Annotated in this window: 12 protein-coding genes and 1 pseudogene; 7 read left to right on the top strand and 6 right to left on the bottom strand. The window is 70.3% G+C overall.

Annotation, left to right across the window (positions count from 1 at the left end; genetic code table 11):
* Positions 1-86: 86 nt before the first annotated feature.
* Together AAH979_RS39905 and AAH979_RS39900 are read right to left on the bottom strand one after the other, a co-directional pair.
* Positions 87-1,652, bottom strand: a complete 1,566-nt coding sequence (locus AAH979_RS39905; RefSeq protein WP_346263311.1) for an oligosaccharide flippase family protein — start codon at positions 1,650-1,652, stop codon at positions 87-89.
* A complete protein-coding gene (locus AAH979_RS39900) occupies positions 1,645-2,733 on the bottom strand; it encodes a sugar transferase (protein WP_346263310.1) in 1,089 nt (362 codons plus the stop codon). Before AAH979_RS39900 ends, AAH979_RS39905 begins: the two co-directional genes overlap by 8 nt.
* A 308-nt stretch (positions 2,734-3,041) precedes the next feature.
* Between AAH979_RS39900 and AAH979_RS39895 the strand changes: the two genes are divergently transcribed.
* The 6 genes from AAH979_RS39895 (at position 3,042) to AAH979_RS39870 (ending at position 8,552) form a co-directional block, all read left to right on the top strand.
* Positions 3,042-3,185, top strand: a complete 144-nt coding sequence (locus AAH979_RS39895; protein ID WP_346263309.1) for a hypothetical protein — start codon at positions 3,042-3,044, stop codon at positions 3,183-3,185.
* Positions 3,182-3,775 carry a hypothetical protein gene (locus AAH979_RS39890; RefSeq protein WP_346263308.1) on the top strand — a complete coding sequence of 198 codons (594 nt, stop codon included), beginning with the start codon at positions 3,182-3,184 and terminating at the stop codon, positions 3,773-3,775. Before AAH979_RS39895 ends, AAH979_RS39890 begins: the two co-directional genes overlap by 4 nt.
* On the top strand, positions 3,765-5,135 hold the full coding sequence (locus AAH979_RS39885) for a glycosyltransferase family 2 protein (protein ID WP_346263307.1): 1,371 nt from the start codon (positions 3,765-3,767) through the stop codon (positions 5,133-5,135). Before AAH979_RS39890 ends, AAH979_RS39885 begins: the two co-directional genes overlap by 11 nt.
* A gap of 76 nt (positions 5,136-5,211) precedes the next feature.
* Positions 5,212-6,075 (top strand): choice-of-anchor P family protein, encoded by an 864-nt coding sequence (locus AAH979_RS39880; protein WP_346263306.1) that lies wholly within the window; start codon positions 5,212-5,214, stop codon positions 6,073-6,075.
* Positions 6,076-6,083: 8 nt separating this feature from the next.
* Positions 6,084-7,379: a UDP-N-acetylglucosamine 2-epimerase (non-hydrolyzing) gene (wecB, locus tag AAH979_RS39875; protein WP_346263305.1), complete on the top strand. Its 1,296-nt coding sequence runs from the start codon at positions 6,084-6,086 to the stop codon at positions 7,377-7,379.
* Between the two features lie 132 nt (positions 7,380-7,511).
* Positions 7,512-8,552, top strand: a complete 1,041-nt coding sequence (locus AAH979_RS39870; RefSeq protein ID WP_346263304.1) for a hypothetical protein — start codon at positions 7,512-7,514, stop codon at positions 8,550-8,552.
* 293 nt (positions 8,553-8,845) lie between these two features.
* Here AAH979_RS39870 and AAH979_RS39865 read toward each other — a convergent pair whose 3' ends face one another.
* From AAH979_RS39865 to AAH979_RS39850, 4 genes and pseudogenes are all read right to left on the bottom strand, one after another.
* Positions 8,846-10,477 (bottom strand): acyltransferase, encoded by a 1,632-nt coding sequence (locus AAH979_RS39865; RefSeq protein WP_346263303.1) that lies wholly within the window; start codon positions 10,475-10,477, stop codon positions 8,846-8,848.
* 418 nt (positions 10,478-10,895) lie between these two features.
* Positions 10,896-11,430, bottom strand: a pseudogene (locus AAH979_RS39860) (DDE-type integrase/transposase/recombinase).
* 252 nt (positions 11,431-11,682) lie between these two features.
* Positions 11,683-12,291, bottom strand: coding sequence for a dihydrofolate reductase family protein (locus tag AAH979_RS39855; RefSeq protein ID WP_346263302.1), 609 nt, complete (start codon positions 12,289-12,291; stop codon positions 11,683-11,685).
* 96 nt (positions 12,292-12,387) lie between these two features.
* Positions 12,388-12,870, bottom strand: a complete 483-nt coding sequence (locus AAH979_RS39850) for an SRPBCC domain-containing protein (protein ID WP_346263301.1) — start codon at positions 12,868-12,870, stop codon at positions 12,388-12,390.
* A 160-nt stretch (positions 12,871-13,030) separates the two neighbouring features.
* On the opposite strand from AAH979_RS39850, the gene AAH979_RS39845 reads away from it, so the two are divergent.
* Entirely contained in the window at positions 13,031-13,486 is a 456-nt protein-coding gene (locus tag AAH979_RS39845) for a hypothetical protein (RefSeq protein WP_346263300.1), read from the top strand.
* Positions 13,487-13,488 lie beyond the last annotated feature (2 nt).

Genomic DNA, 13,488 nt, shown 5'->3' with positions numbered 1-13,488 from the left:
ACAACGCCGCAACAGACCCGCGAACGCCACACCATGCCCACCGACCCGACCACACACCAGGCACCGGTCACAGTCCACCGAGACACTCACCGGAGGGCACCACCGATCGTCCGAGCCATCGATCGGGGTCCGCGCAGCAGCCGACGAAGTCGGGCACGGTCGTCCCGGTCCAGGAAGCCGGTGCCGAGCAGCACGGAGGCGGCGAGCAGCACCACCACGCCGGACCGGGTCAGCACCGCCAGGCCGGCGTCGAGCCGCCCAGGCCCGTCCGGCAGCACCCGGGCCGCGAACCCACCGGCGAGGCCGGCGAGCGCGCCGGCCGCCAGGGACGGCCGGACGGCCCGCAGTACCGGCCCAATCGGCCGGCCGCTTGTCCGGTGGAAGCGCCCGACGAAGTACGCGGTGCCAACGGCGATCCCGATCGAGGTGGCCAGCGGTACGCCGGCCGGGCCGAGCAGGTGCAACAGTGGCCAGGTCAGCGCGAGATTCAGCAGGACGGAGAGCAGCGCGTATCCGGTCTCCTGGCCCGGTCGGCCCTCGACCCGTAGCACGATCGCGGTCGCTCCGGAGAGGAGGTTCAGCGCGTAGCTCGGGGCCAGTACCGCGATGCTCACCGTTGCCCACCAGACGGGCCGGCCGAGCCAGAGCCGGACGAGCGGGTCGGCGGAGACCACCAGTAGCGCGCTGCTGACCGCGGCGAACGCGGTGAGCCACTTCGTGGCGGTCAGGTGGAAGCGGTCGAGCCAGGCCGGCCCCTCGGTGGCCGCCCGGGTAACCGCCATCGGGAAGATCGTGAGCAACACGATGGCGGGCGGCAGACGCAGCATGTTCAGCAGCCGGCTGCCGAGTTCGAAGCCGCCGGCCACGGTCGGTCCGGCGGTGCCGCTCAGGACGAAGCGGTCCAGCTCCAGGTTCGCCGCTCCCGCCGCACCGGTCACCTGCACCCGCAGCCCGTATCGGAGCAACTGGCGCAGCTCGTCGGAACGGGCACCGCGCAGGGTGGGGCGCAGCCGGGGCCGCCAGCGCCGGGCTGCGGCTATCACCAGTGCGGCGCGGAGCGCGCTGGTCGCCGCGGCGGAGACGGCCAGCGCCAGCAGGCCGCCGCCGAGTCGTACGACCAGCACCGCCAGCGCCGCGCCGAGCACCGCGGTGCCGCCGCCTGCCCAGGCCAGTGCGGTATACCGCTGGGTACCTTCCAGCACCGCCCGCCAAGGCAACGCCACCCCGTCGCAGAGCAACCCGAGCAGCAGGGTGAGGGCGGCCTGCCGGGCCTCGTCAGCCAGTTCGTTCAACTGAAGGAGCCGGGCCAGCCAGGGCCAGCCGACCAGCGTGCCGGCGGAGGCGACCAGCCAGAGCACGAGCCCCCAGACCAGGCCGACCCCGAGCGCCAGCCGCGCGGACCGGTGCAGGGTGTCGCTCAGGGCCCCGGCGACCTGCCGCACGAGGGCGGACCCGAGCCCGAGGTCGACCAATGCGACGATCGCCACCAGGCCGCCGAGCAGTGCCCACACCCCGAACCGGGCGGCGCCGAGTTGGTCGTAGAGGACCGGCAGCGAGGCGAGCCCGGCCACGGCCATCACGATCCGGGCCGCGATCAGGCTGGCGGAGTTGCGGGTCAGCCGGCGGCCGGCGGTCGATGCGGCGCTAGCCACGGGGAAAACCCCGGAACAGCTCGACGACGGTCAGTAGCACCAGCAGCAGGTCCAGCCGCAGGGAGCGACAGTGCAGGTACAGCAGGTCGCAGCGGAGCTTCTCCTCCACCGTCGCGGCATAGCCACCGGTGAGCTGCGCGATCCCGGTCATGCCGGGCCGGATCCGGTGCCGGAGGTCGTAGTGCGGAAGGTCACGGAAGGTCGCGACGAACTCGGGGCGCTCGGGCCGCGGGCCGACGAGGCTCATGTCGCCACGCAGCACGTTCCACAGTTGCGGAAGCTCGTCGAGCCGGAACCGCCGTAGCAGCCGGCCGACCCGGGTCACCCGGGCGTCGTCCACGCAGGCCAGTGCCGGTCCGGTGTCCCGCTCGGCGTCGGTGCGCATCGTGCGGAACTTGACCATGTGGAACCGGCGCCCTCCCGCGCCCACCCGCTCCTGGAGGTAGAGTGGCGGCCCGCTGAGGCTCACGAAGGCCGCGATCAACAGCATCACCGGTAGTGCCACCGGGACGCAGAGCAGCGTCACCGCGACGTCGAGACCGCGCTTGCGCCGCTCGTCCCTCGACCGTCCGGTGCGCAGCCGCAGCCACGGCAGTCCGCCGAACCGGCGCAGCCGGGCGGGTTGCAGCAATCCGTAGACCGGATGGGCGAGGACGAATATCTCGATGTCGTGGGCGAGACAGACCGCGGCGAGCCGTTCGTCGAGGCTGTCCAGCGGGTGCTTGCAGAACAGCAGTTTGGGCCGCCATCGCAGCAGCGCCGCATCGAGCTGCTCCATCCGGTCGGGCAGTGGCAGGCGTACGGCGACGTCGAACTCGTCCGCCAGCCGGTCCGGTGTGGCGTCGCCGGCCCGCGGCTCCAGGACCAGCGCCCGTACGCCCTTGCGGATCGGCGTCGCGCGACGGCCCGCAGCGGTGTTCCGGGCGCGGCGGTGCCGGCCGGTCCGGCGGGCCGGGGTCGGGTCGATGCGATGCCGCGCACCGGTACGGCGACGTCCGGCGCCGGTAGGGCGCTCCGGGCCGGCGGCGCCCTGCACGCCGGGCGGCGTGAACTGGCCGAGTTGCGGCTGGTCGATGCTCAACGTCGTGGGCTTTCCGAATCTGCTCTGCTGTGGAGAACCTGAATCGCTTGACATGTTCGATCCATACTTGGAGATACCTTAAACACGGCAAAACCCCCCATACGGGCGAACAGGCCAAAAAGGTGCGTTCAACTCCTCCGGCTGTCGCTACGCGCCCTGGCGTCGAAACGTGAGAACCCATCTGGCTATTCGATGCACGCCGCAGACGAACTACGCCCGTTACGAGGTTTTTGGGCGACTTTGCTAACTCTGCGGCTTTTCACCCTTAGTGTTGCCGCTGTCCGGAGCGAAGGAACGGGGTGATGGTCATGTACGGTCCCAAAGGACCACCGACCGGCGGCGGGCTGGCCCTGACCGGGGTGGCGTTGCAATCCTGGCTGCTGGCCGGGTTGGGAATGGTCATCCTAGGTGCGGCGATGGTGCTGCTGGTGCTGCAGAAGCGGTCCCGGTGACCGGTACGCACCTGCGGAGCACCGCCCGGCGTGCGACCGGAGGGCGCGACCGGGCGCCGTCCGGTCGACACAACCGGGGCCGGCTTCTGCTGGCCGCTCTGGCGGGGATCGCGGCCGCCGCTGTGGTGGCCGCGAACCTCCGCCGGATAGCCGGCGGCGAGGCCTGGCTGAGCGCCCGGTTCGTGGACGCCCTCGGGCTCGCCGACGCCCGCTCAAGCTACTCGACCGTGATCTTTCCGCTCGACCAGCGGTGGGTCGGCTTCATGGTGACTCTCGGCTGCTCGGTCGGGCTGCTGCTGATCCCGCCGACGGCCCTGGCCGCCTTCCTCGTCCTCATCCGGCGGGTCAGCGTGCTACGGGCGTCGGTGTGCTGTGCGATCACCGCGCTACTGCTCGTCGCCGTCAACCAGCTCCGGCTCGCCGCAGTGGTCGGCTCGATGCGGCTGTGGGGATTCGAGCAGGGCTACGAGCGCAGCCACGTCCTGATCGGTTCGGTGATCACGACGCTAGGCCTGGTCGGCAGCGCAATCCTCTTCGTCATGCTGCTGACCCGCGGCCGACCACTTCGGAGAGCCGGTCATGTCGCTTGAACTCAGCACCCTGGAGATACTGAACACCCTGGCCTTCCTGCTCTGTGTGACCTTCTGCGCGTACGTCGTCGGTATCATGGTCATCTTCCTGCGCAGCGACCGGAGCGGTGGCGGCGATCCGGCCCAGTTCAGCTGGCACCTCCTCGTCCCCTGCCGCGACGAGTCCTCGGTGGTCGGCGATACCGTACGCGGCCTGCTGCGCGATTGCCCCCAGGCGACGATCTGGTGCGTCGACGACGCGTCCACGGACGGCACGGGTGAGCTGCTCGACGTACTCTCGGCCGACCCCCGGGTTCGAGTGGTGCACCGGGTCATGCCGGACGCCCGCCAGGGCAAGGGCGCCGCGCTCAACGCGGGCTGGCGGGCGATCCGGGCCGACCTGCCGGCCGACGCCGACCGTAGCCGGGTCCTCGTCGGCGTGGTCGACGCCGACAGCAGGCTCGATCCCGGATGCTTCACCGCCCTCGCCGGCCGGCGCTACTTCAGCCGCTCCCGGATCTCCGCCGTGCAGATCGAGGTGCGGATGCTCGACTGCGGACAATCTCGGTCCCGGACCAGTCGACGGTGGTGGAGCCAACTACTCATCCGGCTTCAGGACATGGAGTTCCGGGGGCCGATCGCCGCGATGCAGGAGTTGCGACGCCGGACCGGCAGCGTCGGTATGGGCGGCAACGGACAGTTCACCCGGCTCGACGTGCTGGACCGGATCGCGCAACAGCACGGCACCCCGTGGCACGGGGCGCTACTGGAGGACTTCGAACTGGGCCTGCACGTGCTCCTCGCCGGGGGCCGAACCGAGTACTGCCCGGAGACCTGGGTCGCCCAGGAGGCGCTGACGAAGCTCCGGCTGCTGATCCGGCAGCGTACTCGCTGGGCGCAGGGCTCCATGCAGTGCGCGCGGTACGGCTGGGCCGTCCTGACGTCTCGGCACATCCGCAACACCGCCGCCGTGGAGATCACCCACTTCCTCTCCGCACCGTGGACCCAACTCGGCGGCACGATCGTCTACCTCGGCTGCTTCGGAGTACTCGGCTACTACATCTGGCAGACCCCGTCCGGGCTGAGCGGCTGGTGGGCGCACGGCGGCTGGGGGGTGCTCCCGCTGGTCGTGGTCTTCGGCATCCTGCCGTTCGCCGTCTGGGGCCTCATCTACCGGGCCCGCTGCGACCGCAGCCTGAGCGTGCCGGCCGCGATCGGGCTCGGCCTCGGTCACTGGCTCAACAGTTACGTCCAGTGCGTGGCCGTGTGGTGGGCGTTCCTCCGCCTGCTCACCGCCCGATCCGACTGGCAGAAGACCGCGCGTTCCCAGGACCTCGTCCAGGTCGCGCTGACCCGTGGCGCGGCATCGCCACGCCCGTAAAGCATCCCCCGGTGCGGGACCCCGGCACGGGGATCCCACCCCAGTTCACCTTCAGCAAGCAAGGAGCGGTTCAACCATGATAGAAAAGCGCTTACCGTTCGGACGGTTAGCCGCAGCGGCGGCCGCCGGCTTCACCGCCGTCCTCCTGGCCGCATCGCCGGCGCTGGCCGACACCTCGCAGGTATCGGCGTCCGCGCTGAACATCACGCTGCTCGGCGGGACCGTGGCCAGCTCGGGCACGTTCACCGCCAACAACACCGACGGTGGCAGTGAGACCACCACCGGGGACTCCGACCCCACCCTGAGCGTGTTGGGCAGCCAGAACGTCATCAGCGCCGGCGTACTGGGCCAGTACGGTACCGCGCTGTTCGGCGGTGTCTCGCGCGGTTGCGCCGGCGTACTCGGCACGGGCGGCGAGTTCGTGATCGGCCCGGACGGCACCTGCACCGTCAACAACGGATCCGAGGTCGACCTGACGCTCGGCGTCGTGGCCGGCGCGACCATCGCACTGACCGCTGACGCGATCTACGCCACCTGCGAAGCGACCAGCACGCCGACCGCCAACGGCGCCGCCTCGCTGGTGAACGCGCGGATCACCTCGACCGTCCTCGGCGTCGAGACGACGCTGCTCAACCTGCCCGCCAACCCGCCACCCAACACCGGACTGACCGTGCCGGGCCTGCTCAACATTCTGCTGAACGCACAGACCAGTTCCGGACCGGGGCAGATCGACGTGACGGCGTTGCAGATCGACGCGCTGGCCGGGTCGTTGGTTTCGCTCGAGGTGGGCAATGTGATCTGCGGACCGAACGCCATCGCGCCGCCGATCCCGGTCATCCCGCTGGCCGGCGCGCCGATCGCCGCCGGAACGCTCGGGCTCGTCGCCGTCGGCGGGTTCCTGCGCCACCGCATCCGTCGCGAAGCCGCGACCCGGTCGTAGGAGCAGGCATGGGAGACAGGGAATTCGACCGACCGGAGATCGTCCTCCTGGCGGGCACCCGCCCGGAGGGGATCAAGCTGGCACCGCTGGCGCTGGAACTGGGTCGCGACGGTCGTTTCGCGACGACGCTCATCGACACCGGGCAGCAGCCCGACCAGGTGGCCGAGACCCTGGCTCCCTTCGGTCTGGCACCCGACGAGGTGCTGATCCCGGTGCGGCGGGACGGTTCGCTGGCGGAGCTCGCAGTGGCACTACTGGCTGCCGTGGACGCCTCGCTGGACCGCCGGAACCCGGCCGCCGTGGTGGTACAGGGCGACACCCTCACCGCGCTGGCCGGCGGACTGGTCGCGTTCTGGCGCGGCCTGCCCGTCGTACACCTGGAAGCCGGACTACGCACTCACAACCTGCGGGAACCCTTTCCGGAGGAGGCGAACCGGGCGCTCCTTGCCCGGTTCGCCGACCTCCACCTCGCGCCGACCGACACCGCGCGCCGGCACCTGCTCGCCGAGGGGGTGCCGGCGGAGCGAATCGTGCTCATCGGAAACACCGTGGTCGACGCCCTCGACCACCTGGTCGACAACGACCTCGCCCGGCCGCCGGACTGGCTGGATCACACCCGGCCGGTCGTGGTGGCCACGATGCACCGCCGGGAGAACTGGGGCCAGGGAGTACGCGACATCTGCGCGGGTCTGGTGCAGATCACCGAGGCCCGCCCCGACGCGCAGGTGATCGTCGTCCTGCATCCCAATCCGGCGCTCGGGGCGGAGATCAGGACCGCGCTGGTCGGCGTACCGGCCGTGCGGATCGTACCGGCGGTGCCGTACCCGGAGATGATCGGCCTGCTGCTCGTCGCCGACGTCGTACTGACCGACTCGGGTGGCATTCAGGAGGAGTCCGCCACCATCGGCGCGCCCGTGTTGGTGACCCGGGACCGGACCGAGCGTCCCGAGGTGCTCGCCGCCGGCCGGGGACGGCTGGTCGGCACCAGCCCGAAGCGGATCGCCGAGGCGGTCGTCGCCCAACTCCGCTCCGATCCGGTGCCGACGGTGTCGTCCCCGTTCGGGGACGGCCGGGCAGCCGGCCGGGCCGTCGCCGCCCTGGCCGAACTGCTCCTCCCCGCGTCCCGGCCGGATCATGTGGCCGCATCGACCGGCCAGCCGGCGACGGAGCGGCGCGACGTCGAGGTCGACGCCGCGATGGCATCGGTGGATCTCGACGGGGCCGAGGTCGACGACCTCGACCTGGTCCGCCGGCTCGTTCAACGGGCCGGCGCACCCCGCTCGGTGCTCTCTCCCATCCGATAGTTCCCAACCATCCGCACTCGCGGGCCGGGCGGCCAGCGCCATCCACCGTCCCGGCCGCGAGCGCCCGCGAGCCCGGGCGACGGGGGACCCGGTTTCCGAGCGTCAACAGAAGGTCTGCGATCTGCCATGTATATGCACACATCACTCCGCCGGCTCGGCATCGTCGCCGTCACCGCCGGCCTGACCCTGCAACTGGCCACGGCGACCACGGCCGGGGCGTCGGTGGCGGCCGCCACCGACGGCAGCGGCCCGCTGGAGGTACGCGTTGCCACCGCGTCCGGCGGCGCCCCGACGGACGGCAGCCCCTCCCGGCTCGTGGCGCACGCCCGACCGGGCCACGTCGTCGAGCGTTGGATCGAGGTGGTCAACCCGTCCCGGCTCGGGCAGCGCATCACCGTCTACCCGGCCGGTGCCACCATCCGGAACGACACCTTCAGCTACGCCGAGGGGCGGACGAGCAACGAGCTGAGCCGCTGGATCCGGGTCCAGCCGGCGAACTTCCGGCTGGAGCCGAGGGCGAAGAAGTCGGTGCGGATCCGGTTCACCGTCCCGCTGTCCGCCGAGAAAGGCGAGCGCTATGCCATGATCTGGGCGCAGAGCACCGAAGCGACACCGAAGTCGTCGAACCGGACCGCCAAGTCGCCACCGGTACGCCGCACGGGCCTGCGGGTCTACCTGAACGTCGGCACCGGGGCGGAGCCACCGCCCGACTTCGAGATCGTGAGCATGCGGGCCGAACAGACCGCCCGGGGCGTACCGGTGGTGGTCGCCCAGGTCCGCAACACCGGCACCCGGGCGCTCGACCCACACGGCACCCTACGACTCTCGACGGCGGCCAACCCGGCGACGCTGGGGCCGTTCACCGCGCTGGGCGGGGTGACGATCGCACCGGAGAGCTCCGGTTCGATGACCGTACCGCTCCACGGGCGGCTACCGAACGGCCCCTGGACCGCCGAACTGGCCGTCGCCAGCGGGACGGTGTCGCGGGAGTCCACAGCGACGCTCAGCCTGCCCGAACCACCGCCCGGTTCGATCACGACAGCGGAGGATGACGGGCCGCCGCTCGTACTGCTGCTGGTGTCGGCGGGCGTGCTGCTCGGCGTACTCCTGGTGCTGGGCCTGTGGTTGCGGCAACGCGGCCGACGTCCGGTGGGGGCGCACCGCGCCCGTTGAACACCCCTGCTGCCGCTCCGCCGCTTCCGATGGTGGGGCAGGCGAAGTGTTGACGGGAGTGGGGGCGGCTGTCGCTGGTCGTCCCCACTCCCGTCAGCCAGTGGGTGCTCTCTCCGCGGGCTGTCGGGAACCCGGGACATGATTGCGTTCGAGCGAACGCCCCGGGTCGCAGTCGGGGATGGACGCGCTCGTCAGCCGCCGTAGCCGGCCCGCTCACGGTCGATGGGCCGTCGGATGGCTGCGCGGGAGGCATCAGGATGGTGACCGCCGGGGTCGCCCGCATGGCATCGGTGTCACCCGAATCCGCCACGCCGCCGGCGGACGGCGGGCCGGCCACCGGTCGAGCCGACGGACCGGAGCCGGATGAACACCGGAATCCTGCCGGTGCCCGGCCGAACCCCGCCCGACAGCTGCACCGGGTGGGACACCGGAGCCACATCCTGCATTGGCTGGCGCGACTGCGCCGAGACTGCGTCCGAGATCTGCGGATGTGCCTGGGCCGAGGCCGGATGTTCCTGGGCCGAGGCAGCGGCCTGGAACCGCCTCGGCGCCCGGGGCGGAGGCGGCGCTGGAGACTCTGTGCCATCCGCTGACACCTCCGCAAGCGGCACCTGCGGCGGGACGGACGGCTCTGTCCCGTTCCGAGTCCACGGTGCTGCCGGGTTTGCCAGGTTCGCCTTCGACCGGGTCGGCGCCCACCGGTTGGCGGCCCGGTGGCGCGGCCGCCGCCGGGTCGTACGCGACCGAGGGGCCGGGCCGGCGTACCGGGGCGGCCAACCACGGTAGTCCCTGAGCCGCAGCGCCGGTCTTTCGACCAGGTGCCATGAGGCGACGGCGAAGACCAGCGTGCCGGCCAGCGAGAGCAGCAGGTATCCGACCAGCCCGTACCGGGCGCCACCGAACAGCGCGACCAACTGCTGCACGGGAAAGGCGTACAGGTAGGTGCCGTACGAGTAGTCCCGGTCGCGGCCGACCACGGTCAGCCGGCCCCGTACCGCGACCGCGAGGTAGAGCAACAGGTAGGCGTACCCGGGCAGGCCGATCGCGATGAATCCGCCCTGCCACAGGGACGCGGCGACCAGGACGGCGGCCAGCAGGGCCAGCCCGCCGGTCATCGGCAGGCGATGCATGTACAGCCGGGCCGCGGTTCCCAGCAGGAACAGGAAACCGAGGTAGAGCAGGTGGTTGGCGGCGAACGACCCGATCAGCGGAAACGGCCCCACCGCCCCGTGCTCCGGGGGCCGGACCGCCCAGTGCGGTGCCGTCAGCAGGTCTCGGAGAATCAGCGCGTAGAGCCCGAGCAGCAGTAGCAGCACCGCCCGGGGAGCCCGTCGGAGCACCGCAGTCGCCACCAGCGCACCGACCACGGCATAGCAGACCAACTCGTAGCGGAGGCTCCACAGCGAGCCGTCGAAGGCGCTGGGCGCGCCGAGCATCCGGCCGAACGGGGTATCGGCGAGCAGACCCGAGATCGGGTACTGCTCCATCGAGGCAAACCAGTTGGTCAGCAGGTAGTCCAGGGGGCCGGCCGGATGGCTCCAGAAACCGGCCAAAGTGCCGATCTCCAGGTAGGCGGCCAGGGGTGCGAAGACCAGCGCGGTGACGAGCAGACAGGCCCACAGGCCCGGAAAGATCCGCAGGAATCGGTGCCAGCCGAACCGCGGCAGCGAGCAGCGTAGCCCGCTGCCGGCAACCAGAAAGCCGGAGAGGACGAAGAAACCCTGGACCGACAACATGCCGAGATCGCTCTGCCCGGAACTGGCGTACCAGCCCGGGCTCGGCAGTCCGAAACCGAGCGGCCAGGTGTGCGCGACGAGCACCCCGAGGGCCAGGACGAGCCGGAGCAGCCCGAACGCGTTGCGCTCCGGCAGATAGCGGTCCCGGAGGGTAGGGACGCGGCGATCGGTGATGGAAGTGGAGTACATCGGGATCCCCCGTCGAGGCTGACGCTGCGGTCAGGCGGGCATTGAACCCTTTTCCACCTGAAGCGCGCGGCGCTCACGCACCGCGTCTGACCTTGCGGTCCACCGCACCGCAAAGGGAGGTTGAAAAGGGTTCGAGGTTGAAAAGGGTTCATTGTGACGAGGGGTCCGGGACCATCGGCGGTAGTCGCGGCCTGCCGGTGATAACGATGGTAAATCTCCGGCCTGGTGAATTTCCGATGAACAGACAAATTCCTGTTATTGAACCCGATGAAGGTTGTGGAGCTGCGCGATATCGGTTGGCGTCTTCGGGGGGTTGGTACCCGATCCGGAGTCCTCGAAAGTCCGTGGCCGATCTCCACCCTGGGCGCTGTTGCGTTCGTGGTTCGACGGGCGCGGTGAGCCGGGTTGGCAGCTCAGGTCAGATGGCCTGGGTCAGCTCGGTGAACGCAAGCGGCGACCCGCCTGATCGGTGGAGTGTCGGTGGCGAGTTCGTAGTGTCCTCGGCGGAGGTTCTGGACGAAGGCGTGGCCGGCGATGATCACTTGGGCTGCCCGGCCGGTACGGAGTCCGCGCATCGGTTTCAGCCGGCACTCGAGCTGGCTGTGATCGGCCTCGATCGGATTGTTGGCGTACCGCTCGACGTGATGCCACGCGGACGGGACCTGTTCGTCGCGCATGTCTGGGTAGACGGCGGCCGCCGGTGACCACCTCGGCCGGCGTGACCTTCAGTGCGGCCAGATCCCGTTGACCCTGACGTAAGTCTCGTCGACGAAACAGCGGTCGCCTGGTGAGTGGCGACAGAATCGGGCCGCGTCGGCCAGCAGCGGAGCGAACCGCCGCACCCACCAGCATACCGTCACATGATCAACCTCGACCCCGCCCCCGGTCAGGAGTTCTTCGACATCCCGGTACGAGAGGTTGAAACGCAGGTCCCAGCCCACCGCAGGGACAATGACCTCGGGCGGAAACCGGAACCCGGCGAACGCCGACGATGGCGGGGACCAGGACCGGGCTGTGGGCCGAGATCGGCAAAGCGCACCCGCGTTTCCAGCCGGGGTTCGAGGATCATCATTCGACCTCTCGTGCCCGTCTCGATCGCCGGCGATCGGAGACAGGCCGGGCGACCCGGCTCCATCCGGCCATCGCTCGGCCGGCGGCATTTCGGGAATCCGGGAGGGACGAGCCCTCCCCTCCCGGATATCGACCTAGACGACCGCGCCGTAGGTGGGTTTGCCCACCCAGTCATAGCGGAGGTACGCGACGCCGGCGTCGGTGATGGTCGACCCGGTGAGCTTCAGCCCGGCCGGCGTGGTCCCCCCGGCGAAGAGCCGCTTTCCCTCACCCAGGACGACGGGAAAGATCAGCAGCTTGTACTCGTCGACCAGTTCGGCCTCCTGCAGCGTTCGCAGCAGGTTGCTGCTGCCCTGCACGAGGATCTCACCATCGGTGACCTGCTTGAGCTCGGCGATCGTCTGTGCAGCCTCACCCACCAGAACCCGGGTGTTGTTCCACCCGGCGGTCATCGGCGTCCTCGTGGCGACGTACTTCGCCATACTGTTGATCTTCTCGCCGCCCTCCTCGTCCGGCACGTTGGGCCAGTGCGAGGCGAGAATCTCGTACGACCTGCGGCCGAGCAGCATGCCGTCCGCCCGCTCGAACACCTCGGTCATGATGCGCCCGAACCCCTCGTCGACGTACGGGGGCAGCCATCCACCGTGCGGAAAGCCGTTCGAGTCGTCCTCGCCGACGCCGCCGGGGCCCTGCATGACCCCGTCCAACGACAGAAAGGTGGAAACCACCAGCCTGCTTGTCATTTCCTGATTCCTTTTCGAAGTGAGGCTGTGTCTGTTGACTGACGAACCGTCTCGGCCCGGCACCGCCGCGGGTCACGATCTCCGACCCGGACCTCCTCAGTGGACACGACTGCCGGCCACGTACGCGGCGAGCCGTTGGAAGAACTCGACCCAGCCGGCCCGTGCTCGGTCCGCGTGGGCCGCCGTGGTCTGGTACCCCGCCTGGCTGAACCGCATTTCGGTACGGCCCACCAGGTCGACGAACGCGACGGTCACCACCGACGCCGGCCCGCCGTCACGGTTGCCTGGGTCACCGGTGGTGAACACCAGACGCTCCGGCGGATCGACGTCGATGTAGCTACCGCTGAGCCGGGACGCCGGCCCGGCACCCCGCCAGATCTCCGCCCGCCAAGAACCGCCCGGCCGGACATCAAGGTCGATGTGCTCCCGGGGAGTGCTGAAGCCGTGTGGCGCGAACCAGTGCGTGAGATGCTCCGGATCGGTCCATGCCCGGAACACCGCCTCGGGTGGCGCGTCGAGAGTGACGACGAGCTGGTACTCGACGTCCGGTCCGCGCGGTTCGGCTGCCATCTCCGTCATTGGCCTGTCCTTCCGATCGGCTAAACGATCGGACGGTGTTCCGATCGCTGCGCCGACAGCCTCCCCGGCCGCGTTATCGGTCGGTATTCGGCTCGTTATCCACCGACCGGCCGCGAGGGCACGCACCATCGTGTCCGTCCGGGCCGCCGGGGTCCGGATAGTGCAGATCAGCGGCGCCCTTGTCGCGGCGGCCGGTCTGGCGTGGTTCACCCAGCTCAGTCCCGATGGCACCGTATGGGGCGACGTGATCGCGCCGTCGGCGGTCGTCAGCATCGGGTTCGCGGTCATGATCGTTCCCACCACGATCGCCGCGCTCACCGACGTGCCCGAGAGCCATTCCGGTGTCGCGTCCGCGTTGCTGAACGTCAGCATGCAGGTCGGCGGTGCGCTAGGGCTCGCGGTGCTGTCCGCCGCCGCGACCGCCCGCACTCTGGACCAGAGCCGGGCCGGCGTGCCGGCCGGCCTCTCCCTCGTCGAGGGGTTCGGGGTCGCCTTCGCCATCGCGGCCGGGTTGATGGCCGTCGCTGCGATCCTGGCCCTGGTCTTCTTCCGGGAACAGGGCCGCAGGCAGCGCATCAACCTGGTCGAGTTGCAGAACGGGTCGTTCGATGACTGACG

It is taken from the genome of Plantactinospora sp. ZYX-F-223, assembly GCF_039649625.1.
In the GTDB taxonomy this organism is placed as follows: Bacteria; Actinomycetota; Actinomycetes; order Mycobacteriales; family Micromonosporaceae; genus Plantactinospora.
This window is presented reverse-complemented; position numbering and strand designations above follow the sequence as displayed.

Coding starts and splice junctions, on each gene's coding strand:
- AAH979_RS39850 (WP_346263301.1), bottom strand. CDS start 12,870: ATGACGGAGATGGCAGCCGAACCGCGCGGACCGGACGTCGAGTACCAG.
- wecB (WP_346263305.1), top strand. CDS start 6,084: ATGGGAGACAGGGAATTCGACCGACCGGAGATCGTCCTCCTGGCGGGC.
- AAH979_RS39895 (WP_346263309.1), top strand. CDS start 3,042: ATGTACGGTCCCAAAGGACCACCGACCGGCGGCGGGCTGGCCCTGACC.
- AAH979_RS39855 (WP_346263302.1), bottom strand. CDS start 12,291: ATGACAAGCAGGCTGGTGGTTTCCACCTTTCTGTCGTTGGACGGGGTC.
- AAH979_RS39880 (WP_346263306.1), top strand. CDS start 5,212: ATGATAGAAAAGCGCTTACCGTTCGGACGGTTAGCCGCAGCGGCGGCC.
- AAH979_RS39865 (WP_346263303.1), bottom strand. CDS start 10,477: ATGTACTCCACTTCCATCACCGATCGCCGCGTCCCTACCCTCCGGGAC.
- AAH979_RS39885 (WP_346263307.1), top strand. CDS start 3,765: ATGTCGCTTGAACTCAGCACCCTGGAGATACTGAACACCCTGGCCTTC.
- AAH979_RS39870 (WP_346263304.1), top strand. CDS start 7,512: ATGCACACATCACTCCGCCGGCTCGGCATCGTCGCCGTCACCGCCGGC.